The sequence below is a fragment of the Streptomyces roseofulvus genome (assembly GCF_039534915.1).
Taxonomy (GTDB): domain Bacteria; phylum Actinomycetota; class Actinomycetes; order Streptomycetales; family Streptomycetaceae; genus Streptomyces; species Streptomyces roseofulvus.
Window position 1 is genome coordinate 7,459,622 of record NZ_BAAAWE010000001.1, and the last position, 22,829, is coordinate 7,482,450.

23 protein-coding genes are annotated in these 22,829 nt (G+C 75.4%); 16 read left to right on the forward strand and 7 right to left on the reverse strand.

Translation table 11 applies throughout. From position 1 onward, the window contains the following. Window positions 1-24 precede the first annotated feature (24 nt). From ABFY03_RS34325 to ABFY03_RS34335, 3 genes are all read right to left on the reverse strand, one after another. A complete protein-coding gene (locus ABFY03_RS34325; RefSeq protein WP_319009938.1) occupies window positions 25-1,386 on the reverse strand; it encodes a carboxyl transferase domain-containing protein in 1,362 nt (453 codons plus the stop codon). A gap of 85 nt (window positions 1,387-1,471) precedes the next feature. After that, a complete protein-coding gene (locus tag ABFY03_RS34330; RefSeq protein WP_346171810.1) occupies window positions 1,472-1,849 on the reverse strand; it encodes a DUF6114 domain-containing protein in 378 nt (125 codons plus the stop codon). 98 nt (window positions 1,850-1,947) lie between these two features. After that, a complete protein-coding gene (locus ABFY03_RS34335) occupies window positions 1,948-2,406 on the reverse strand; it encodes a Crp/Fnr family transcriptional regulator (RefSeq protein ID WP_319009940.1) in 459 nt (152 codons plus the stop codon). Window positions 2,407-2,586: 180 nt separating this feature from the next. On the opposite strand from ABFY03_RS34335, the gene ABFY03_RS34340 reads away from it, so the two are divergent. The 5 genes from ABFY03_RS34340 to ABFY03_RS34360 are packed head-to-tail and all read left to right on the forward strand — an operon-like array spanning window position 2,587 to window position 8,032. Next, window positions 2,587-3,396 (forward strand): amino acid ABC transporter ATP-binding protein, encoded by an 810-nt coding sequence (locus ABFY03_RS34340; protein ID WP_319009941.1) that lies wholly within the window; start codon window positions 2,587-2,589, stop codon window positions 3,394-3,396. Window positions 3,397-3,415: 19 nt separating this feature from the next. Beyond that, a complete protein-coding gene (locus ABFY03_RS34345) occupies window positions 3,416-4,258 on the forward strand; it encodes a glutamate ABC transporter substrate-binding protein (RefSeq protein ID WP_319009942.1) in 843 nt (280 codons plus the stop codon). A 10-nt stretch (window positions 4,259-4,268) separates the two neighbouring features. Beyond that, on the forward strand, window positions 4,269-4,934 hold the full coding sequence (locus tag ABFY03_RS34350) for an amino acid ABC transporter permease (RefSeq protein ID WP_319009943.1): 666 nt from the start codon (window positions 4,269-4,271) through the stop codon (window positions 4,932-4,934). Next, window positions 4,931-5,905, forward strand: coding sequence for an amino acid ABC transporter permease (locus ABFY03_RS34355; protein ID WP_319009944.1), 975 nt, complete (start codon window positions 4,931-4,933; stop codon window positions 5,903-5,905). The genes ABFY03_RS34350 and ABFY03_RS34355 overlap by 4 nt, the downstream gene beginning before the upstream one ends. 51 nt (window positions 5,906-5,956) lie before the next feature. Continuing rightward, on the forward strand, window positions 5,957-8,032 hold the full coding sequence (locus ABFY03_RS34360; protein WP_346171811.1) for an ATP-binding protein: 2,076 nt from the start codon (window positions 5,957-5,959) through the stop codon (window positions 8,030-8,032). A gap of 27 nt (window positions 8,033-8,059) precedes the next feature. On the opposite strand, the gene ABFY03_RS34365 is transcribed toward ABFY03_RS34360, so the two are convergent. After that, window positions 8,060-8,482 carry a hypothetical protein gene (locus tag ABFY03_RS34365; RefSeq protein ID WP_386723509.1) on the reverse strand — a complete coding sequence of 141 codons (423 nt, stop codon included), beginning with the start codon at window positions 8,480-8,482 and terminating at the stop codon, window positions 8,060-8,062. 162 nt (window positions 8,483-8,644) lie between these two features. Here ABFY03_RS34365 and ABFY03_RS34370 point away from each other — a divergent pair, with 162 nt between their 5' ends. The 7 genes from ABFY03_RS34370 to ABFY03_RS34400 all read left to right on the forward strand — a co-directional run bounded on the left by ABFY03_RS34370 (window position 8,645) and on the right by ABFY03_RS34400 (window position 15,123). Then, a complete protein-coding gene (locus ABFY03_RS34370) occupies window positions 8,645-9,799 on the forward strand; it encodes a sulfite oxidase (protein ID WP_346171812.1) in 1,155 nt (384 codons plus the stop codon). A 43-nt stretch (window positions 9,800-9,842) separates the two neighbouring features. Continuing rightward, on the forward strand, window positions 9,843-10,673 hold the full coding sequence (nadE, locus tag ABFY03_RS34375) for an ammonia-dependent NAD(+) synthetase (protein WP_319009947.1): 831 nt from the start codon (window positions 9,843-9,845) through the stop codon (window positions 10,671-10,673). 103 nt (window positions 10,674-10,776) lie between these two features. Next, the gene (locus tag ABFY03_RS34380; RefSeq protein WP_319009948.1) at window positions 10,777-11,175 is read left to right on the forward strand and encodes a VOC family protein; all 399 of its coding nucleotides are present in this window, start codon (window positions 10,777-10,779) and stop codon (window positions 11,173-11,175) included. A 197-nt stretch (window positions 11,176-11,372) separates the two neighbouring features. Next, window positions 11,373-12,680 (forward strand): alpha/beta fold hydrolase, encoded by a 1,308-nt coding sequence (locus ABFY03_RS34385; RefSeq protein WP_346171813.1) that lies wholly within the window; start codon window positions 11,373-11,375, stop codon window positions 12,678-12,680. Between the two features lie 103 nt (window positions 12,681-12,783). Next, window positions 12,784-13,719, forward strand: a complete 936-nt coding sequence (locus ABFY03_RS34390; protein ID WP_319009950.1) for an SIS domain-containing protein — start codon at window positions 12,784-12,786, stop codon at window positions 13,717-13,719. After that, entirely contained in the window at window positions 13,716-14,477 is a 762-nt protein-coding gene (locus ABFY03_RS34395; RefSeq protein ID WP_319009951.1) for a PIG-L deacetylase family protein, read from the forward strand. Before ABFY03_RS34390 ends, ABFY03_RS34395 begins: the two co-directional genes overlap by 4 nt. A gap of 55 nt (window positions 14,478-14,532) precedes the next feature. Continuing rightward, window positions 14,533-15,123 (forward strand): hypothetical protein, encoded by a 591-nt coding sequence (locus ABFY03_RS34400; protein WP_346171814.1) that lies wholly within the window; start codon window positions 14,533-14,535, stop codon window positions 15,121-15,123. A 10-nt stretch (window positions 15,124-15,133) separates the two neighbouring features. On the opposite strand, the gene ABFY03_RS34405 is transcribed toward ABFY03_RS34400, so the two are convergent. After that, on the reverse strand, window positions 15,134-15,913 hold the full coding sequence (locus ABFY03_RS34405) for a VOC family protein (protein ID WP_346172351.1): 780 nt from the start codon (window positions 15,911-15,913) through the stop codon (window positions 15,134-15,136). 456 nt (window positions 15,914-16,369) lie between these two features. Further along, the gene (locus tag ABFY03_RS34410; protein WP_346171815.1) at window positions 16,370-17,320 is read right to left on the reverse strand and encodes an NAD(P)/FAD-dependent oxidoreductase; all 951 of its coding nucleotides are present in this window, start codon (window positions 17,318-17,320) and stop codon (window positions 16,370-16,372) included. A gap of 67 nt (window positions 17,321-17,387) precedes the next feature. Here ABFY03_RS34410 and ABFY03_RS34415 point away from each other — a divergent pair, with 67 nt between their 5' ends. From ABFY03_RS34415 to ABFY03_RS34430, 4 genes are all read left to right on the forward strand, one after another. Beyond that, entirely contained in the window at window positions 17,388-17,975 is a 588-nt protein-coding gene (locus ABFY03_RS34415) for a helix-turn-helix domain-containing protein (protein WP_346171816.1), read from the forward strand. A gap of 165 nt (window positions 17,976-18,140) precedes the next feature. Next, on the forward strand, window positions 18,141-19,109 hold the full coding sequence (locus ABFY03_RS34420) for an NADPH:quinone oxidoreductase family protein (RefSeq protein ID WP_346171817.1): 969 nt from the start codon (window positions 18,141-18,143) through the stop codon (window positions 19,107-19,109). Then, window positions 19,106-20,293, forward strand: coding sequence for an acyl-CoA dehydrogenase family protein (locus ABFY03_RS34425; protein WP_319009956.1), 1,188 nt, complete (start codon window positions 19,106-19,108; stop codon window positions 20,291-20,293). Before ABFY03_RS34420 ends, ABFY03_RS34425 begins: the two co-directional genes overlap by 4 nt. Beyond that, entirely contained in the window at window positions 20,290-21,375 is a 1,086-nt protein-coding gene (locus ABFY03_RS34430; protein ID WP_346171818.1) for an acyl-CoA dehydrogenase family protein, read from the forward strand. Before ABFY03_RS34425 ends, ABFY03_RS34430 begins: the two co-directional genes overlap by 4 nt. A 747-nt stretch (window positions 21,376-22,122) precedes the next feature. Here ABFY03_RS34430 and ABFY03_RS34435 read toward each other — a convergent pair. Beyond that, entirely contained in the window at window positions 22,123-22,821 is a 699-nt protein-coding gene (locus ABFY03_RS34435; RefSeq protein WP_346171819.1) for a class I SAM-dependent methyltransferase, read from the reverse strand. Between the last annotated feature and the right edge of the window lie 8 nt (window positions 22,822-22,829).

Sequence of the window (22,829 nt, forward strand, 5' to 3'; positions counted from 1 at the left end):
CCACCGGGGCCCGCCCCCGCCCGTTCAGTGCGCCCCGCCGGGAGGACCCGCCGGCGGGGCGCCGACCACCCCGCGCACCACCCCCAGCTCCACCAGGTCGTCCGGGCGCAGACGCAGCCGGTCGGCCGTCACGTCCACCTCCTCCGGGGGCCTCTTCAGGACGGCCGCGGCCAGCTCGGGCGCGATCACCGAGAAGTACGCGTCCGGGGTCGCCCAGGTGCGCCCCGGCGCGGCCAGCGCCAGCGCCCCGCCCGAGCCGCCCTCGCCGATGAGCAGCGCGGTGACCGGGACCCGCGCCTCCGCGACGGCGCCGAAGAGCTCCGCGATGGCCGGCCCGGCACCGGCCCGCTCCGCCTCCGCGTCGTTCGCGGCGCCCGGGGTGTCGATCAGCGTCAGCACCGGGATCCCGAGCCGGCCGGCCAGCCGCACCAGCCGGGCGGCGGTACGGAAACCGGCCGGCCGGGTCGCGGTCCCGCACTGCGCCGCGTACGCGGCCGTACGCCCGTCGGGGAGACGGCCGAAGCCGCACCGGACGCCCGGATCGGTGCCGCCCGCGCGGTCGCCGGACAATTCCGCCCGCTCCGTGAACACCTCGGCGAGATACCGGTCGGCGCGCGGCCGCTCCGGCCGGCGGGACCGGGCCACCGCCTCCCGCCCGGTCGCGGACGGTGCCGTGCCGCCGAGCGCGTACGGCGGCGGGACCGGGCCCCCGGCGGGGCGGGTGAGCAGCGCCAGCCAGCGGCCCAGCACCGCCCGCAGCTCCCCGGGCGGGACGACCGCGTCCACGTGCCCGTGGGCGAACTGGGACTCCGCCGTGTACGCCGCCGGGTCGGCGTCCCGCGGCCGCACCCGGGCCCCCGCGAAGCCGACCTGCGCCCCCGGCAGCGCGAGGACCACGTCGGAACCGGCCCCCAGGGTGGCCCAGCCGCCGCCGGTCGTCGGATCGCGGAGCACCGCGAGCTGCGGCAGCCCCGCCGCCCGGGTCAGCGCCGACTCCCCGGCCAGCCGCTGGAGCTGGACGAGCGCCCGCATCCCCTCCTGCATCCGGCTGCCGCCCGTCGCGAGGAGCACCGTCACCGGCAGCCGGTGCGCCCGGGCGTGGGCGTGCGCGGCGGCGACCCGGGCGCCGGTCGCCTCGCCGATCGAGCCGCCGAGGAAGCCGAACTCGAAGGAGACCAGCACCGTCCGCGTACCGCCCACCGTGCCGGTGCCGCAGACCACCGACTCGGACGCGCCCGAACGGGCGGCGGCCTCGGCCCTCGCCCGGCCGTGGCCGGGCCAGCCGAGCGGCCCGTCGCCCTCGTACGGGCCCTCGGCGGCAGGGAGTTCGGTGAAGTCGTCGGTGACGAGGGCCAGGGCCTCGCGCGCGTTCGCAGGTGCTGTCATCGGGGCCTCCCGCCCGTCGCCAGGTCCGCCACCGTACCGCCGGGTAGCCACCCCGGACCGGCCACGGGCCCGGGTGCGGCGAAGATCACCCCGGGGCGGTCGCGCCGTCCCGGCCCGACGGGCCGCCGAGGGCGAGCAGACCGCCGGCGACCCCCAGCGCCATGCCGACCAGTAACCCGCCCAGGTCGGACGCCACCCAGGAGCCGAGCGAGGCGAGCAGGCCGACGACCGCGTACCGGCGCCGCCCGCGCGGATGGAGGACCACCAGCGCCCCGCAGCCGCACATCAGCAGCGGCAGCCCGTACCGCACGTCGGCCCCCGCCGACAGCAGCACGTCCGGCCCGGCCCGCTGCACCAGCAGGATCTCCGCGCCGCCCAGCGCCGGCGCGAGCCCCGCGCCGAACGGGCGCCGTCGCCGCCACGCCCGCCGGACGGGCGCCGTGCCGGGACCGGGCGGGGCCATGTGGTGCTCCTGACGCCGGGGGAGCGGTACGGGACGGGCGACCGCCCGGACCGTACGGCCACCGCCGCGAGAGGTCAACGCCCGTGCGCCGCCCCGTCTCAGGCCATGATCCCGCTGCCGTGCGGCGCGTACAGGTCCAGCAGACGCACCCGGGTCACCTGGAGCCGGTGCGCCAGGATCGACCCCACCCAGAAGTACACCGCCGCCCCGAACCCCTCGTCCGTGCGGCACAGCGACCGGACCGCCGTCGCGTCGAACTCGTACGCCCGGACCGGCGTCATCGCCTCCGCCCCCGACTGGCACAGATACGGCGGGAACAGCCAGGACAGGCCCACCAGCTCACCGTGGCGCAGGGTCTCGATCACCGGCGAACCCCGCCCCGGCACCTTGGCGTCCAGCGTCACCGCGCCCGTCTTCACGATCCAGAACCGCTCCGCGTGCTGCTGCTCCTCGAAGAGCCGGTCACCGGACTCGAAGTACACGTCCTCGGCGAAGGCCATCAGCCGCTCGCGGTGCTCCACCGGCAGCGTACTGACCTTGGGTGCGGCACTCCTCATGGCGGACCCTCCTCCTCGCGCGTACGGCTCCGCTCCCAGTCTCCGCCCACCACGGCCGGTCCGCAGGCGGCGGCGCGCGGGATCCGCCCGGGCACTGCCCGGCGTGCGTCCGGACGGAGCAGGGCGGAGCATGAGACCGAGGAGGAAACGGCCGCAGGGGACGTGAGCCAGGAGGGTGACATGCCCGTCCCGGAAGTGCCCGACCCGAAGGGTCCCGGCCCGGACCGCGGCGACGCGCCCGGCCCGGACGACGGCGACGCGCTCGTCGTCCTCCGCCGGGTCGACAAGCACTTCGGGACCCTCCACGTGCTCCGGTCCATCGACCTCACCATCCGGCGCGGCGAGGTCGTCGTCGTCATCGGCCCGTCGGGCTCCGGCAAGTCCACCCTCTGCCGGGCGATCAACCGCCTGGAGACCATCGACAGCGGCGAGATCCGCATCGACGGCCGCCCGCTGCCCGCCGAGGGCAGGGAACTCGCCCGGCTCCGCGCCGACGTCGGCATGGTCTTCCAGTCCTTCAACCTCTTCGCCCACAAGACCGTCCTCGACAACGTCACGCTGGGACAGATCAAGGTCCGCAAGAAGGACCGCAAGGCCGCCGAGGAACGCGCCCGCACCCTGCTCGACCGGGTCGGCGTCGCCGCCCAGGCAGACAAGTACCCGGCGCAGCTCTCCGGCGGCCAGCAGCAGCGCGTCGCCATCGCCCGCGCCCTCGCCATGGACCCGAAGGTGATGCTCTTCGACGAGCCGACCTCCGCCCTCGACCCCGAGATGATCAACGAGGTCCTGGAGGTCATGCGGCAGCTGGCCCAGGAGGGGATGACCATGGTGGTCGTGACGCACGAGATGGGCTTCGCCCGCTCCGCCGCCAACCGGGTCGTCTTCATGGCCGACGGCCGGATCGTCGAGGAGACCACCCCCGACGAGTTCTTCGGCAACCCCCGCACCGCCCGGGCCCGCGACTTCCTCTCCAAGATCCTCCACCACTGAGCCCCCACGGGGTGATCACATGAACCCGCTCAGGACCACCAGGACCCTCGTCGCCTCCGCGACCGCCGTCGTCCTCGCCCTCGGCACCGCCTCCCTCGCCCAGGGGGCCGTCCCCGCCGACCACGACGACGACGACCAGATCACCATCGGCATCAAGTTCGACCAGCCCGGCATCGGCCTGAAGACCCCCGACGGCACCTACACCGGCTTCGACGTCGACGTCGCCACCTACATCGCGAAGCAACTCGGCCACGAGCCCGACCAGATCGTCTGGAAGGAGGCGAAGAGCGCCGACCGCGAGACCATGCTCCAGCGCGGCGACGTCGACTTCATCGCCGCCTCCTACTCGATCAACGACGAACGCGCCGAGAAGGTCGACTTCGCCGGCCCCTACCTCCTCGCCCACCAGGACGTGCTGATCCGCGCGGACGACGACTCCATCAAGCAGCCGTCCGACCTCAACGACAAGCGGCTCTGCTCCGTCACCGGCTCCACCTCCGCGCAGAACGTCAAGGACGAGATCGCCCCCGACGCCCAGCTCCAGGAGTACGGCGGCTACTCCGAGTGCCTGACCGGCCTGGAGAACGGCGTCATCGACGCCCTCACCACCGACGACTCCATCCTCGCCGGCTACGCCGCCCAGGAGGAGTTCAAGGGCAAGTTCAAGCTCGGCGGCTTCGAGCTGAGCAACGAGAACTACGGCATCGGCGTCCAGAAGGGCAGCGACCTCAAGGGCAAGATCAACACCGCCCTGGAGAAGATGGTCGAGGACGGCTCCTGGGACGAGGCCGTCGAGAAGAACTTCGGACCGGCGAACTACCAGAACGAACCCGCCCCGAAGATCGGCGTGATCGTCGACTGAGCCGGCCGCCGTGTTCGACTTCCTCGAAGGCTACGACCTCCTGGGCGCCTTCTGGGTGACCGTCCAGCTCACCTTCTGGTCCGCCCTCGGCTCCCTGGTGTGGGGGACGCTGCTCGCCGCCATGCGCGTCGGGCCCGTCCCCCTCATGCGGGGCTTCGGCACCGCCTACGTCACCGTCGTCCGCAACATCCCCCTCACCGTCATCATCGTCTTCACGTCCCTCGGCCTCTTCCAGACCCTCGGCATCAGCATGGGCGCCGACCGCTTCACCACCATCAACTTCCGGCTCGCGGTCCTCGGCCTCACCGCCTACACCAGCGCCTTCGTCTGCGAGGCACTGCGCTCCGGCATCAACACCGTCCCCCTCGGACAGGTCGAGGCCGCCCGTGCCATCGGCCTCAGCTTCCCCCAGATCCTGCGGATCATCGTGCTTCCGCAGGCCTTCCGGTCGGTCGTCGGCCCCCTCACCAACGTCCTCATCGCCCTCACCAAGAACACCACCGTCGCCGCCGCCATCGGCGTCGCCGAAGCCGCCCTGCTCATGCGGGAGATGATCGAGAACGAGGCCCAGCTCATCCTCGTCTCCGCCATCTTCGCCTTCGGCTTCATCTGCCTCACCCTGCCCACCGGCCTCCTCCTCGGCCGGCTCGCCAGGAAAGTGGCGGTCAAACGGTGAGGCGCCCCGGACAGGCGCGCACGGGCGGGCGCCGCGCCGCCAAGGACGAGTCCGCCACCGTCCTCTACGACGTCCCCGGCCCCCGCGCCCGCCGCCGCAACCTGCTGTGGACCGTGCTCTTCCTGGCCGCCCTCGCCGCCGTCGTCTGGTGGGTGATCGCCGGACTCGCCGCCAAGAACCAGCTGGAGGCGGCCAAATGGGAGCCCTTCTTCACCGACGGACGGATCTGGCAGACATACCTGCTGCCCGCCCTGAAGAACACCGTCGTCGCCGCAGCCCTCGCCATGGTCCTCGCCCTGCCGCTCGGCGCCCTCCTCGGCATCGCCCGCCTCTCCGACCACCGCACCGTCCGCGCCGGCGCCGGCACCGTCGTCGAGTTCTTCCGCGCGATCCCCGTCCTCATCCTCATGCTCTTCGCCAACGCCGCCTACGCCGAGTTCACCGACATCAGCCCCGAGACCCGCCCCCTGTACGCGGTCGTCACCGGCCTCGTCCTCTACAACGCCTCCGTCCTCGCCGAGGTCGTCCGCGCCGGCATCCTCGCCCTGCCCGCCGGACAGACCGACGCCGCCAAGGCCATCGGCATGCGCAAGGGCCAGACCATGGCGTACGTCCTCCTGCCCCAGTCCGTCACCGCCATGCTGCCCGCCCTCGTCAGCCAGCTCGTCGTCATCGTCAAGGACACCGCCCTCGGCGGCGCCATGCTCGGCTTCGCCGAACTCCTCGCCTCCGTCCGCCCCATGAGCGCCAACTACGGTGCCAACACCATCGCCTGCTTCACCGTCGTCGCCGTCCTCTTCGTCCTCCTCAACATCGCCCTCACCACCTTCGCCTCCTGGCTCGAACGCCGGCTGCGCCGCGGCAAACGCTCCACCGGCGCCGTCGTCACCGCCGAGGCCGTCGACGACCTCGCCGCCCCCGGCCCGGCCGAACCCCCCGCACCCCCCGGCCCCGGAACCCGCGAACCGTAACGAACCGATTCCATCGCGGCTTTCGGCGCCGACCTGTAGGACACTGCTCGCGTGCGTGGACATCTACCGGACGAGAACCCGGGTTTCGCAGGCCGCCGCACGGAACTGAAGCGCCTCACCGCCGCGCTGGCGGAGCACCGCCTCGTCACCGTGACCGGCGTCGGAGGGGTCGGCAAGACCCGCCTCGCGCTGCGCGCCGCCCACCGCGTCCGCCACCATCACCCCGACGGCGCCTGGTGGGCCGACCTCGGACAGCTCGACGGCGAACGGCTCCTCGTCGCCCTCGTCGCCGACTCCGTCGACCTCGCCGACCACACCCCCGGCACCGACTCCGGCGCCCTGCGCCGACGGCTCGCCGGCACCCGCCTCCTCCTCGTCCTCGACTGCTGCGACCACCTCGCCGACGCCTGCGGCCGGCTCGTCGCCGAACTCCTCGACGCCGCCCCCGGCCTCACCGTCCTCGCCACCTCCCGCCGCCCCCTCGGCGTCCCCGGCGAACACACCGTCGTCCTCGACCCGCTCCCGCCCACCGGCGACGACGCCCTCGCCCTCCTCCGCACCGCCACCGGCGAGGACCTCCCCGCCACCGGCCCCGCCGGCGAGATCTGCGTCCGCCTCGAAGGCATACCCCTCGCCCTGGAACTCGCCGCCGCCCAGATCCGGCTCCAGGGCGCCGAAGCCGTCCGCGACCAGCTCGGCAGCCGCCTCACCGCACCCCCCGACGCCCGCTTCGACCTCCTCGCCCACCCCGACCGCGTCTGGCCCGCCCGCCACCAGACCCTCCGCGCCGCCATCGGCTGGAGCCACGAACTCGCCGACCCCCTCGAACGGCTCCTCTGGGCCCGCCTCTCCGTCTTCCGCGGCCCCTTCGACCTCGCCACCGCCGCCGCCGTCTGCACCGGCGGCCCCCTCACCCCCGACACCCTGCCCGCCGCCCTCGACGGACTCGTCCGCGCCTCCGTCGTCCGCCCCGCCGACACCGCCGGACGCCACCGGCTCCTCGACACCATCCGCGAGTACGGCGCCGGCTGGCTCGACCGGCTCGGCGAGACCGGCACCGTCGCCGCCCGCCACGCCGCCCACTTCCGCGCCCTCGCCGGCCAGGGCCCCGCCGCCTGGCACGGCAGCCGCCAGCTCCACTGGTACCGCGCCGTCGACACCCACCACACCGACCTGCGCACCGCCCTCGACCACCTGCTGCGCACCGACCCCGACGCCGCCCTCGACCTCGTCGGCTCCGTCGCCTTCGCCTGGTCCTGCCGCGGCCGGCTCCGCGAGGCCCGCGACGGCCTCGAACAGGCCCTCCTGCTCAGCGACGCCCGCGGCCGCGCCCGCACCCGCGCCCTGTGGGCCCTCGGCGTCACCCTCGTCCTCCAGGGCGACCTCGAAACCGCCCAGTCCGTCACCGAACGCTGCGCCCGCGAGGCCCGCCACACCGAGCACCCGCCCGAGCGGCCCTGGACGGCCCCGGAGCCGTACGGCCCCGGCGAACTCACCCTCGACGCCGCCGCCCTCGCCGGCCTCCTCGCCCTCACCACCGGCCGCGCCCAGGCCGCCCTCGTCGTCGTCGACCACGTCCTCGCCTCGGCCCGCGGCCGCCCGGCCGACTCCGCCGCCACCCTCCGCTGCCACCTCGTCCGCGTCTTCGCCCTCACCGGCCTCGGCCGGCTCGCCGAGGCCCGCCCCGAGGCGCTCGCCCTGCGCGCCCTCTGCGACACCCTCGACGAACACTGGACCCGCACCGCCCTGGAGTACCAGCTCGCCCTCACCGGCCTCCTGGAGGGCGACCCGGCCGCCGCGGCGGCCCATGCCCGGGCCATGCTCGCCGGCACCCGCGCGCTCGGCGCCGGCCTCGGCGTCGCCCTCGGCCTCGACGTCCTCGCCACCGCCTACGCCGCCGCCGGCGACGGCGAACGGGCCGCCGACGTCTCCGGCACCGGCGAGGCGTACTGGCGCGCCACCGGCCAGCCCCGCCGCGGCCTGCCCGGCCTGCGCGCGCTCCACGCCCACTACACCGCCGGCGTCCGCGCCACCCTGGGCGAACCCGCCTACGAGGAGATCTTCCTCCGCGCCCTCACCGACCTGCCCCAGTCCGGCCTCGACCGCGCCCTCGCGGACGGCCCCTGACCCGCCGCGCCGCCCGGCCCCAGGACCTCAGCCCTCCCCGGCCGCCGCCTCCGCCGTCCACGGCCAGGCCGCCTCCGCCCCCGCCTCCACCAGGCCGACCATCCGGAAGGCGGCGTCCGTCAGACCACCGAACGTGTACCGGCGCCGGCCGGTCTCGCCCCCGGCCGGCCGGTAGCCCGCCAGGTTCCACGTGTACAGAGGGACCGACTTCGGCACCGGCGGCGGCACGGCCGCCCCGTACGGCGGTGCCGCCTGCTCGTCGGTGACCACCAGCACCCGGTCGTGCCCGTCGTAGTGCTCCCGCAGCGCCTTCGCCGTGTGGGTGCCGCCCAGCCGCCCGAACCGGCCGGCCACGTCGAGCAGCGGCTCGTCCGGGGCGTACTCCACCGCCCGGCTGGTCCAGCCGAACTCCACCAGATCGGCCCGCTCCGCGCGCCGCGCCACCGCCACCCCGAACACCGCCGCCGCGTCCGCCCGGGTCAGCCGCGAGCGCTCGGAACCTACAACGGCACCGTCCCGGCACGCGACCGGATAAACGCCCCTCCGCCGTCGGCGCCTCCGCGCCCCGGGCGTCCCCAGGCGTCCGGGGCGGGGGCGGCGCACCATGGAGGCATGGACCGGAGCCTGGGAGATCTCGGGGCCGTCAGCGGTCCGGCGCGGGTCGCCGGGCCGGGGGAGGGGATCGGCGCCGACGAGCTCGGCCTCGCCACGCGCAACCACGGGCTTCCGCTGGAGGCCCTGCGGTACGACGTCACGCCGCCGGGGCTGCACTACGTGCTCGTGCACTACGACATCCCCGACACCGACGCCGAGGACTGGCGGCTCACCGTCGGCGGGCGGGTGCTGCGGCCGCTCGAACTGGACCTCGCCGCGCTGCGTGACCTGCCCGTCGTGACCCGGCGCGTCACCCTGGAGTGCGCGGGGAACGGCCGGGCCCGGCTCACGCCCCGGCCCGTCAGCCAGCCGTGGCTCGTCGAGGCCGTCTCCACCGCCGAGTGGACCGGCGTCCCGCTCGCCGCCCTGCTCGACGCGGCCGGCGTCGCCGAGGACGCCGTCGAGGCCGTGTTCACCGGCGCCGACCACGGCGTCGAGCGCGGGGTCGAGCAGGACTACCGCCGCTCCCTGCCGCTCGCCACCGCCGCCGACCCCGGCCGGGACGTGCTCGTCGCGTACGAGATGAACGGCGCCCCGCTGCCGCCCCAGCACGGCAGCCCCCTGCGGCTCGTCGTCCCGGGCTGGTACGGCATGGCCCACGTGAAGTGGCTGCGCGAGATCACCCTCACCGCGACGCCCTACACCGGCTTCCAGCAGTCCACCGCCTACCGCCTCCGGCAGGAGCCGGGCGAACCCGGCGAGCCCGTCACCCTCATCGCGCCCCGGGCCCTGCTGGCCCCGCCCGGCTTCCCCGACTTCATGACCCGCGCCCGCGTCGTCCGGCCCGGCCCCGTGCCGCTCACCGGCCGCGCCTGGTCCGGCCACGGACCCGTCGTCCGCGTCGAGGTCAGCGAGGACGGCGGCGCCGCCTGGACCGACGCGGAGGTCGTTCCCGACCCCGCCCACCCCTGGGCCTGGGCCGCCTGGCGCACCACCTGGACCGCCACCCCGGGCCTGCGCCACCTCGCCGTCCGCGCCACCGACGCCACCGGCCGCGTCCAGCCCCTCGCCGCGCCCTGGAACCGCGGCGGCTTCGCGAACAACCTCGTCCAGCGCGTCGAGGTGCTCTGCGCCCCGGAGCCGGAGGACCGGGGACCGTCGGGCACCCCGTAAAGTCGGAGGGGTCGCCCGTACCCGTCCCGACGAGGAGATTTCCGTGACCGACCCGGCGCCCACCGCCCGCCAGCAGCAGATCGCCCGGGAGCTCCAGGTCTCCGAGACCTTCGACCCGGCCGCCGAGATCGAGCGCCGGGTGGCCTTCCTCGCCGAGCGCCTCACCAGCAGCGGACTGCGCTCGCTCGTCCTCGGCATCAGCGGCGGCGTCGACTCCACCACCGCCGGCCGGCTCTGCCAGCTCGCCGTCGAGCGCGCCCGCGCCGCCGGCCACGAGGCCACCTTCTACGCCATGCGGCTGCCGTACGGCGTCCAGGCCGACGAGCAGGACGCGCAGACCGCCCTCGACTTCATCCGCGCCGACCAGGTCCTCACCGTCGACGTCAAGGCCGCCAGCGACGCCGCCCTCGACGCGGCCCTCGCCGCCGGCGTGACCTTCCGAGACGCCCACCACCAGGACTTCGTGCACGGCAACATCAAGGCCCGGCAGCGCATGATCGCCCAGTACGCGGTGGCCGGCGCCCAGGACGGCCTCGTCGTCGGCACCGACCACGCCGCCGAGGCCGTCTCCGGCTTCTTCACCAAGTTCGGCGACGGCGCCGCCGACCTCGTCCCGCTCACCGGCCTCACCAAGCGGCGGGTCCGCGCCGTCGCCGCCGAGCTGGGCGCCCCGGCCGGGCTGGTCTGGAAGGTCCCGACCGCCGACCTGGAGACCCTGGACCCCGGCAAGCCCGACGAGGACGCGCTCGGCGTCACGTACGACGACATCGACGACTTCCTGGAGGGCAAGCCCGTCGACGAGGCCGCCTACGCCGCGATCGTCCGCCGCTACGACCTCACCGAGCACAAGCGGCAGCTGCCGATCGCGCCCTGAGCCCGCCGTCCCGGGCCTCGCGCGCCTGAGCGCCCCGCGCCGAACGGGCGGATCCTGGAAGGGTGGGCGCCCCGCCGCCCGGGGCCCCGGAAGGGAGCACACCATGTTCGGCGAGACGACGGCGTACAGCAGCTTCTCGGTGGACGACCTGGACGCCGCCCGGCACTTCTACGGTGACCAGCTCGGTCTGACCGTGGAGGACTCCGGCACCGGGGACATGCGGATGCTGTTCCTGACCCTGCCGGGCGGGGCCCGGGTCTTCGTCTACCCCAAGGAGAACCACACCCCCGCCTCCTTCACGGTCCTCAACTTCGAGGTCGACGACATCGACCGGGCCGTCGACGACCTGGTCACCCGGGGCGCCGCCTTCCAGCGCTACCCCGAGTTCGAGGCCGACGACAAGGGCGTCGTCCGGCCCGGGGACGGCGAGGCCGGCCCGGCGGGCATCGCCTGGTTCACCGACCCCGCCGGCAACGTCATCGCGGTGATGCAGGAGCGGTGACGCACGCGCGGTCACGCGGCGGCGAAGACGCGGCGGCGGTGATCGGTGCCGGCGGGCGCGCCGGTGGACCGGCGGGCGCCGGTGGACCGGCGGGCGCGGGCCGGTGGCCGGTGGGGCGGTGGGGCGACCGGCGGCGGACTGTGATCCACTGTGCGAGCGGGGGAGCACGGAGAGCAGGACCAGCAGCAGGAGCACCGTTGACCACCTATCGCCAGCCCGGCGTCGTCGTCACCGACCACCACTTCCCCGTCCCCCTCGACCACGCCCGCCCCGACGGCGAGCAGATCGAGGTCTACGGCCGCGAACTCGTCGCCGCCGGCCTCGGCGACGCCGAGCGCGACCGCCGCCCCTGGCTCCTCTACCTGGAGGGCGGTCCCGGCTTCGGCGCCCGCCGCTTCATCGGCCGACAGGCGTGGATCGGCCGAGCCGTCCGCGAGTTCCGGGTGCTCCTCCTCGACCAGCGGGGCACCGGCCGCTCCACCCCCGCCAACCGCCAGACCCTGCCGCTGCGCGGCGATGCCGCCGCCCAGGCCGCGTACCTCACGCACTTCCGCGCCGACTCCATCGTCAAGGACGCCGAACTGATCCGCCGCCGGCTCACCGGCGGCGCCCCCTGGACCGTCCTCGGCCAGAGCTTCGGCGGCTTCTGCGCCGTCCACTACCTCTCCACCGCCCCCGAGGGCCTGGAGCGGGTCCTGATCACCGGCGGCCTGCCGTCCCTCGACGCCACCGCGGACGACGTCTACACCGCCGCCTACCCGCGCGTCCGGCGCAAGAACGACGCCCACTTCACCCGCTACCCGCGCGACGCCGAACGCATCCGCGCGATCGCCGCCCACCTCCTCGACCACGAGGTCACCCTCCCCGGCGGCGGCCTCCTCACCGTCGAGGCGTTCCAGTCCCTCGGCATCCTCCTCGGCTCCGGCGACGGAACCCACCAGCTCCACCACCTCCTGGAGGGCGCCTTCGTGCCGACCCCCACCGGGCCCGCCCTCGCCGACGCCTTCCTGGAGCAGGTCCAGGCCCACCTCTCGTACGCCGGCCACCCGCTCTACGCCGTCCTCCACGAGGCCATCTACGCACAGGGCCAGGGCCCCACCGCCTGGGCCGCCGAGCGGGTCCGCGCCGACTTCCCGGAGTTCGACGCCGCCGCGGCGCTCGCCGACGGCCGGCCCGTGCTCCTCACCGGTGAGACCGTCCACCCCTGGCACTTCACCACCGACCCCGCCCTCCGCCCGCTGCGCGAGACCGCCGAACTCCTCGCCGAACGGGACGACTGGACCCCGCTGTACGACCCCGACGCGCTCGCCGCCAACCGGGTGCCGGTGGCGGCCGCCGTGTACCACGACGACATGTACGTCGACACCGCCCACTCCCTGGAGACCGCCGCCGCGATCCGCGGCCTGCGGACCTGGGTCACCGACGAGTTCGAGCACGACGGCGTGCGCGCCGGCGGCCCCCGCGTCCTCGACCGGCTGCTCGCGCTCTCCCGCGGCGAACTCTGACGGCGCATCCGGTACGGCACGGGTCCGGCGCTTTCCGAAAGTCCAAGCGCCGGACCCCGATCGCACATGGTCCGACCCGGCCCCGGCCGCTACAAATCGCTCCATGAGAGCGTCACACGTCACCGCCGAGATCGCCGGCCAGCCCGACTGCTGGCGCCGCGCCGCCGCCCTCGCCGGGCCGCTCGCCGACCTGCTGCCCCGGCCCGGCGAGAGGATCGCCGTCGTCGGCTGCGGCACCTCCTATCTGATCGCCCGCGCCTACGCGGCCCTGCGGGAGTCCCTCGGCGCGGGCGAGACCGACGCCTTCCCCGCCTCCGAACGCACCGCGCTCGGCCGCGACTACGACCGCCTCGTGGCCCTCACCCGCTCCGGTACGACCACCGAGGTCGTCGACCTCCTCGCGGGCGCCGCCGGACGGCTTCCCACCCTCGTCCTCACCGGCGTCCCCGACAGCCCCGCCGGCCGGCTCGCCGACCGGGTCGTGGACCTCTCCTTCGCCGACGAACGCTCCGTCGTCCAGACCCGGTTCGCGACCACCGCCCTTCAACTGCTGCGCGCCGGACTCGGGGTGGACCTCGCGCCCTCCGTCGCCGACGCCGAACTCGCCCTCTACGAACCGCTCCCGCACCACTGGGAGAAACGCGGTCAGTTCACCTTCCTCGGCACCGGCTGGACCGTCGGACTCGCCGACGAAGCGGCGCTCAAACTCCGCGAAGTGGCGCGCGTCTGGACGGAGTCGTACCCGGCCATGGAGTACCGGCACGGCCCGATCAGCGTCAGCGACCGGGCCAGCCTCGTCTGGTGCATCGGCCCCGTCCCGGCCGGCCTCCGCGAGGAAGTCGAGTCCACCGGAGCCCTGTTCACCGCCGACGCCGTCGACCCGGTCGCCGCCCTGGTCCGTGCCCAGCGGCTCGCCGTCGCCCTCGCCGCGCGGCGCGGCCTCAACCCCGACCGCCCGCGCCACGTCTCACGCTCCGTCATCCTCGCCGGAGCGTTCCGCCCCACCGCGGCCGACGCCGCCCGTATCCTGCGGGCATGATCGACACCGGAGCCACCGAGCTGCCCGACCTGCCCGAGCTGCCCGGCGACTGGCAGCGCGCCCTCGCCGTCGTCGCCCACCCCGACGACCTGGAGTACGGCTGCGCGGCCGCCGTCGCGAGCTGGACCGACGCCGGCAAGGAGGTCGTCTATTTGCTGGTCAGCCGGGGCGAGGCCGGGATCGACACGCTCGCGCCCGACGTATGCGCGCCGCTGCGCGAGCGCGAGCAGCGGGACAGCGCCGCCGTCGTCGGCGTCGACACCGTCGAGTTCCTCGACCACCGCGACGGCGTCATCGAGTACGGCACCGCGCTGCGCCGCGACATCGCGGCGGCGATCCGCCGCCACCGCCCCGAACTCGTCATCACCCTCAACCACCGCGACACCTGGGGCGGCGGACCGGGCGCGCCCCGGAACACCCCCGACCACGTGGCCGTCGGCCGCGCCACCCTCGACGCCGCGGCAGACGCGGGCAACCGCTGGATCTTCCCCGAACTCGGCGAGCACGGCCTCGCCCCCTGGGACGGAGTCCGCTGGGTGGCCGTCGCCGCCTCCAGCACCCCCACCCACGCCGTCGACGCCGGCCCCGGCCTGGACCGGGCGATCGCCTCCCTCCTCTGCCACCGCGCCTACATCGAGGCCCTGACCGACCAGGAACCGGAGGAGTACGTCCGCGAGTTCGTCACCGCCACCACCAGCCGCGCCTCCGCCCGCTTCGGCGGCCGCCCGGCGGTGACCTTCGAGGTGTTCCCCCGCTAGGTCCGTGACGGACGGAGGGACGGACAGGACCGGACAGGAGAGGACAGGGCGGGGCATGGGGGGAACGGGGGAAACGATGGGCGGCGCGGCAGGGCGAGCGGTGGACCCGGCGCACCCCCGGGTGCGGCGGGCGACGATCCGGGGCGGAATCTGGGGCGCCGTGGTGGGCGTCGCGGTCGTCCCCTACGGACTCCTCCAGATCGGAGCGGACCTCCTCCGGTTCGGCGGTGGCCCCGTGTTCGCCGGGGCCGGGGCGCTCGTGGGCGGGGCGCTCTTCGCCTGGGTCGGGGCCCGGTGGGGGAGGGACGTCGGGCTCAAGGACTCGACCCTGGAGGGGGCCGAGACCCTCCTCGCCGGATACGCCGTCGTCCCACTGGAGGTGGACGGGCGGCCCGGTCGGCGCTCCGACGGTGAGCGCTTCGAGCTGCGCTCGACCACGCGGCGGCTCCAGTTCTGGGACGGGACCGCATGCCTCTGGAGTCACCCGTGGTCCGCCGTCACCCTGGCGACGGTCAAGCGGGAGTTGCTCGTCGTGCGGCACGGCGACGAGGTGATCGCCGAGCTGACGCCCGCTCACGAGCTTCCGCACGGCTGGGACGAACTGATGCTCGGGGCCCGGCGTCGCGGCCGGACGCGTACCTCTTGAGGGCGGCCGGTCAGCCCATCGGCGACGGCTTGAGGACCGCGAACTCGGCGCCCGCGGGGTCGGCGAACCAGGCGAGGCGGCCCACGTCCGGGATGTCCGCGGGCGGCAGCAGGACCGTGCCGCCCGAGACGGTCACCGCGTCCGCCGTGCCGTCGGCGTCCTCGACCTCGAAGTACGGGATCCAGCGGGACCGTTCGCCGGAGTCCTGGAGCTCGGCGGCGCCGCCGAACGACGCCGCCTCCTGGTCGCCCTCGGAGGTGGAGATCACCCGGTACGTCATGCCGGGTGCCTCCATCTGGGCCCAGCGCCACTCGAAGAGCGACTCGTAGAACGCGAGGGCGGCCTCGGGGTCGGACGTGTGGAGCTCCACCCAGACGAGGGTGTTCCGCGAGGAGGTGCGGTCGAGGCCGCGCACCGAACCGGGCTGCCAGACGGCGAACTCGGCCCCGCCCGGGTCGGTGAGCGCGGCCATCCGGCCCGCGTCCATCACGTCCATGGCGCGCACCCGGACCCGGCCGCCCTCGGCGGCCGTCACCATCTGTGTGGTGTCCGCGTCCGAGGTCTGGAAGTAGACGGTCCAGGCGCTGCGGGCGCCCTCCTCGGTGAGCGGGCCGAGCGCGGCGACGGTCGCGCCGTCCTGCTCGAAGAAGCCGTACCCGCCGGCCTCCGGGCCGGCCGAGCGGTACTCCCAGCCGAGGACGGCGGTGTAGAAGTCCGCCGCCGTCGCGGTGTCCGGACTGCCGAGATCGATCCAGCAGGGGGAGCCGTGGGTGTACTGGGTGCCGAGCATGAGGCGGTGCCGTCCTTCCGTCGTCCTGCGTCCGGGCCGGATTCCGGCCACCATGGCCGATCCTCAGGCCTCCGCCCGACCGACGCGACCGCTGCCGACGCGGTTCATCCGACCGGCGCAGGGGCCGGCCGGGCCGACCGGTGAGCGGACCGGTCAGGCCGGCCGGCAGACGGACCGGCGAGGCCGATCGGCCCGTGACCGGCGCGGCCGACAGGTGCGCGGCCCGCGCACCGTCCGGCGCGGCCGGTCGGCCGACCACCCCACCGGCGGCACCAGCCTGTCCGCTCCGGGAGCGACCGCCGCGCGGCCGGTGGGCGGGCCGGCAGGTCCTGTCCCCGACCGGGGGCCACCAGCCCGTCCGCTCGCCGAGCGGCCGCCTGGCCGCCTGGCCGTCTGGCCGTCTGGCCGTTCGCCGAGGGACGGCGGCGGCCCGACCCTCCGCCCGCCCCACCCCGCTCAGTCGCCCAAGCCGTCCGCCCGTGCCGCCAGATCGCTCATCAGGAGTTCGCCGTTGATCGTCACGCCCGCCCGGTAGCCGGTCGCGGCCGCGTTGACGACCTGTTCGTTCGGGCCGGTCACGTTTCCCGCCGCCCAGACGCCGGGGACGCTGGTCCGGCCCGTCTCGTCGATCTTCACGAAGGAGCCGAACGGGGTCTCGTACACCTCCGCGCCCAGCCGGCGCAGCACCCCGTCACGGGGGAGGAGCCGCGTCCCCGCCGCGAAGAGCACCTCGCAGCCGACGGTGCGGCCGTCGGCCAGCCGGACCCCGGTCAGCCGGTCGTCCTCGACGGTGACCCCCTCGACCGTGCCCCGCACGGTCCGCACACCCGCCGCGGCGAGCAGCCGCGCGTCCTGCCCGGCGAGCTCGGCGCCGTTGAGGAAGAGGGTCACGTCGGGGGACCACTGCGACACCACCAGCGCCTGGTGCGCCGGCATCGCCGGGTGCGCCACGACGCCGAAGGACCGGTCGCGGACCTCCCAGCCGTGGCAGTACGGGCAGTGCAGCACGTCCCGGCCCCACCGCCCGGCCAGTCCCTCGATCTCCGGGAGCTCGTCCACCAGACCGGTGGCGACGACCAGCCGCCGGGCGGACAGCCCGGTGCCGTCGGCGAGTGTCAGGGCGAAGCCGTCACCGTCCGGAACCGCCGCCGTCACCTCGCCCGCGCGGACCTCGACCCCGTACGCGAGGAGCTCGCGGCGGCCGGCCGCCAGGAACTCCGCCGGGCTCATCCCGTCCCGCGAGAGGTACCCCTGCATGTGGGCGCTGGGCGCGTTGCGCGGCTCGCCCGCGTCGACGACCAGGGTGCGGCGCCGGGACCGGCCGAGGACCAGCGCGGCGCTGAGCCCGGCCGCCCCGCCGCCGACCACCACGACGTCGTACGTGTTCTCGTCCATGAGTGCGTTCATGCCGCGAGAGTGACCCGGAAGCGGCGATCCCGGCAAGAAGACTTGCCGTTTCTGCAACACTGGACGCATGACCGACGACGACCGCATCGACGCCGTGCTGACCGAGGTCGGCCCCCGGCTCCGCCGGGTCCGCCGCGACCGCGGGGTGACCCTGGCCGAGCTCTCCGCCGCCACCGGCATCTCCGTCTCCACCCTCTCCCGGCTGGAGTCCGGGCAGCGCAAGCCGAGCCTCGAACTGCTCCTCCCGCTCGCCCGCGCCCACCAGGTCGCCCTGGACGAACTGGTCGGCGCCCCGCCGGTCGGCGACCCCCGGGTGCGGGCCCGGCCGATCGTCCGGCACGGCCGCACCATGTATCCGCTCACCCGCCAGCCGGGCGGCCTCCAGGCGTACAAGGTGATCCAGCAGACGGCGGCCGAGCAGCCGGACCCGCGGGTGCACGAGGGGTACGAGTGGCTGTACGTCCTCTCCGGGCGGCTGCGGCTCGTCCTGGGCGAGCACGACGTGGTCCTCGCGGCCGGCGAGGCCGCCGAGTTCGACACCCGGGTGCCGCACTGGTTCGGGCCCACCGCCGACGGGCCGGTGGAGTTCCTGAGCCTGTTCGGCCCGCAGGGCGAGCGGATGCACGTACGGGCCCGGCCCAAGAAGGCCGGCTGACCGAGCAGGCCGACCGGCAGGAGGCCCGGCGGGCGACACGTGCCGCCGACCGAGCGGTCCCGCCGAAATCCCGCCGACCAAGAAGTCCGGCCGAGCTGTTCCGTCCGACACAAGCGACCGCTTAGTATGCGATCCGACCGCTCGGTACGGACGGAGGCTCGACGGATGCAGGCATGGCGAGTGCACGAGAACGGCGAACCCGGCGCGGTGATGCGCCGCGAGGAGGTGGACGTCCCCGAACCCGGGCCCGGCCAGGTCCTCCTCAAGGTCCGCGCCGCCAACGTCAACTTCCCCGACGCGCTGCTCTGCCGCGGCCACTACCAGGTCCGCCCCCCGCTGCCCTTCACCCCCGGCGTCGAGATCTGCGGCGAGACCCGGGACGGGCGCCGGGTCATCGCCACCGCCGCCCTCCCGCACGGCGGCTTCGCCGACCACGCCCTCGCCGACGCCGCGGCCCTCCTCCCGGCCCCCGACGCCCTCGACGACGCCGAGGCAGCCGCCCTCCACATCGGCTACCAGACCGGCTGGTTCGGCCTCCACCGGCGCGCCGCCCTGCAGGCCGGCGAGACGCTGCTCGTGCACGCCGCGGCCGGCGGAGTCGGCAGCGCCGCCGTCCAGCTCGGCAAGGCCGCCGGCGCCACCGTCATCGGCGTGGTCGGCGGCCCCGCCAAGGCCGCCGTCGCCCGCGCCCTCGGCTGCGACGTGGTGATCGACCGCCGCTCCGAGGACGTCGTCGCCGCCGTCAAGGCCGCCACCGGCGGCCGCGGCGCCGACGTGATCTACGACCCCGTCGGCGGCGACGCCTACCAGCAGTCCGCCAAGTGCGTCGCCTTCGAGGGCCGGATCGTCGTCGTCGGCTTCGCGAGCGGCATCATCCCCGCCCCCGCCCTCAACCACGCCCTGGTGAAGAACTACGCGATCCTCGGCCTCCACTGGGGCCTCTACGTCCAGCGCGACCCGGCCGCCGTCCTCCAGTGCCACGAGACCCTCACCGCGCTCGCCGCCAAGGGGATCGTCAAGCCGCTCGTCGCCGAACGCGTCCCCTTCACCGGCGCGGCCGACGCCGTCCAGCGCGTCGCCGACGGCACCACCACCGGCCGCCTCGTCGTCCTCCCGGAAGGAGCCCGCGCATGACCGACGCCGCAGAACTCCAGGCGCGCACCCGGGCGTTGCTCGCCGCCCACCCGCCCGCCACCACCGACAGGACCGAGTTCCTGCGGGCCCGCTTCGACGCCGGACTCGCCTGGGTCCACTACCCGGCCGGCCTCGGTGGACTCGACGCCCCCCGCGCCCTCCAGGCCGTCGTCGACGCCGAACTCGCCGCCGCCGGCGCCCAAGACAACGACCCCCGCCGCATCGGCATCGGCCTCGGGATGGCCGCCCCCACCCTCCTCGCCTACGGCTCCGACGAGGTCAAGTCCCGCTTCCTCAAGCCCCTGTGGACCGGAGAGGAGGTCTGGTGCCAGCTCTTCAGCGAGCCCGGCGCCGGATCCGACCTCGCTGCCCTCGGCACCCGCGCGGTCCGCGACGAGGCCACCGGCGACTGGATCGTCGACGGCCAGAAGGTGTGGACCTCCAGCGCCCACACCGCCCGCTGGGCCATCCTCATCGCCCGCACCGACCCCGAGCAGCCCAAGCACCGCGGCATCACCTACTTCGTCTGCGACATGACCGACCCCGGCGTCGAGGTCCGGCCGCTCCGCCAGATCACCGGCGAGGCCGAGTTCAACGAGGTCTTCCTCACCGGCGTCCGCATCCCCGACGCCCACCGCCTCGGCGAGGTCGGCGACGGCTGGCGGGTCGCCCAGACCACCCTCATGAACGAGCGGGTCTCCATCGGCGGCGCCCGCATCCCCCGCGAGGGCGGCATGATCGGCAAGGCCGCCGGCGTCTGGCGCGACCGCCCCGACCTGCGCACCCACGCCCTGCACCGCCGGCTGCTCGACCTCTGGGTCGACGCCGAGGTGGCCCGGCTCACCGGCGAGCGGCTCCGCCAGCAGCTCGTCGCCGGCCAGCCCGGCCCCGAAGGCAGCGCCATGAAACTCGGCTTCGCCCGCCTCAACCAGGCCATCAGCGGCCTGGAGGTCGAACTCCTCGCCGACGAGGGACTGTTGTACGGCGACTGGACGATGGTCCGGCCCGACCTGGTCGACTTCACCGGCCGCGACGCCGGCTACCGCTACCTGCGCTCCAAGGGCAACTCGATCGAGGGCGGGACGACCGAGGTGCTGCTCAACATCGTCGCCGAACGCGTCCTCGGCCTGCCGCCCGAGCCCCGCAACGACAAGGACGTCCCCTGGAAGGACCTCGCCCGATGACCCGACAGCCGGATCTGCTCTACTCCGACACCGAGGACGACCTGCGGGCCGCCGTCCGCTCCCTGCTCGCCGACCGGGCGGACCCCCAGGCCGTGCTCGGCCGGATCGAGGAGCCGAGCCCGTACCTCCCCGGCCTGTGGGAGGCCCTCGCGGGCGGCATCGGCGCCGCCGGACTTCTCGTCCCCGAGAAGCTCGGCGGCCAGGGCGCGAGCCACCGCGAGGCCGCGGTGGTCCTGGAGGAGCTCGGCCGGGCCGTCACCCCGGCCCCGTACCTCACCAGCTCGGTGGTGGCGACCGAGACGCTGCTGGCGCTCGCCGCCGACAGCGGCCCGGCGGCCGACCTGCTCGCCGCGCTGGCGAGCGGCGAACGCGTCGCCGTCCTCGCCCTGCCGTTCTCCACCGCCCCGCGGAAACCGGGCGACCCCGAACGGCGCGTGCCCGCCGTCGCGGACGCCGTCGCCGCCGACGTCCTCCTCGTGCCGCGCCCCGACGGGCTGTACGCCGTCGACGCCGCGGACGCCGCGGTCACCCGCCAGTCCTCGCTCGACCTGACCCGGCCGCTGGCCGTCGTCGACACCCGCGACGCCACGGGGGTCCGCCTCGCGGGCACCGAGGCGGGGCGCGCCGCGGTCCGCCGGGGGCTGCTCGCCGGCGCCGGGCTCCTCGCCTCCGAGCAGCTCGGGCTCGCCGAGTGGTGCCTGGAGGAGACCGTCCGCCACACCAAGGAGCGGTACCAGTTCAACCGCCCGGTCGGCTCCTTCCAGGCGCTCAAGCACCGGATGGCCCACCTCTGGCTGGACGTCGTCGGCGCCCGCGCCGCGGCCCGCGCCGCCGCCGACGCCCTCGCCGCCGGAGCGATCGATGCCGAACTCACGGTGTCCGTCGCCCAGGCGTACTGCTCCGGCGTCGCGGTCCGCGCGGCGGAGGAGTGCGTCCAGCTGCACGGCGGCATCGGCATGACCTGGGAGCACCCGGCCCACCTGGCCCTCAAACGAGCCAAGGCCGACCAGCTCGCCCTGGGCTCCACCGGCCACCACCAAGACACGATCGCCACCCTGACCGACCTCCCGTCCCCTTCCTGACCCCCAGGCGCCCCCGGCCACGTCCGGGTGCCCACCGGACCCGGCGGGCCACCCTCCCGGGGCCCCGCCGGGCCACCCGTCCGGGGCCCCGCTCGCCCACCCTCCCGGGGCCTCCCGGGGTCACCCGTGCGGGGCGCCGCCGGGTCACCTCCCGGGCCCCGCTGGGCCACCTCCGGAGTCCCGCCGGGCGACCCTTCGGGGCGCCGGAGGTGCGCCTCGCTCGGAGCTGCGCGGCGGGTGGTCCGCCCGCCGGCGGCGCGCGTGCCCAGCGGTGTACGTCGCCCAGCGCCGTGCCGCATTGGGTGATGACCCTTGCCAAGGGGTACGCCTCGTCCGGCCGCGGGCGGCACCCGACGATGGGCCTCGCCAAGCAGTGGTCCCACGGCGGCGCGCTGCGTCCGGTGGCACCTTGCCGGGCCGCGTGCCGCGCTCGGCGGTGCACCTCGCCCGCCGGACCCCCTCACCTGGTGGTGCACGTCGTCCGATGAGCTGCCTCGCAAGGCCGCGTGCCTTGCCGGGCGGTGCGCCCTGCCGGGCGGTGCGCCTCGCTGGCCGGCGCACCTCGTCCGGCGGAGTACTGCGCATAGCGGGGTACCTCGTCGGGGGGCGCCTCCTACGACGGAGCACCGCACCGGTCGGCCCGCGCCTCGTACCCGCCCGCGCCCCTCACCCACCGCGGCCCCTCACCCACCGCGGCCCCCCGCCCGCCGCCCTGATCCGCCCGCACCCCTCATCCCCCCACACCCCTCACCGTCCCGCCCCCTTCTCCCGCCCCCGCCCCCGCCGCGCGTAGCAGAACAGGTGCTCCTCGGGCTCGCCGTCCGGCACGGCGGGCGTGAAGACGGACAGGTCGTGGTGGAGGACCTCCAGGCCGCACTCCTCCCGCAGCAGCCCCAGGTACGCCTCGGCCGAGAAGCTGGAGACGCGCGCCCGGTGTCCCATCCAGGTGATCTCCAGGCCCTCGACGTCCGCCGGGACCGTCGCCGACACCAGCAGCCCGCCCGGCACCAGCCACGACGCCATCCGGCGCAGGGCGGCGATCTGCTCCCCCCGCTCCATCATCAGCAGCGGGAAGAAGGCGCACACCGCCTCGTACCCCTCCTCCGGCGGGACGTGGTCGCGGACGTCGACCTGCTCGAACCGCGCGCCGGGCACCTGCTCCCGCGCCACTTCGACCATCGTCCGGGAGACGTCGATCCCGGTCACGTCGTGCCCCGCCGCGGCGAGCAGCGCGGCGACCGGCCGTCCCGTACCGCTGCCGACGTCCAGCACCCGCGCGCCGGCGGGGAGCCGCCCGGTCAGCCACTCGACCGCCGCGAGCTGCGCGGGCAGCCGCCCGAACGCCCGCTCGTAGTCCAGCCCCACCCCGTCGAACAGCTCGGCGGCGCTCAGCACGCCCCCCGCCCCGCCGCGCTCCGCCGCCCCGTCCGCGTACCCGTCGCCCATCGGCCCCT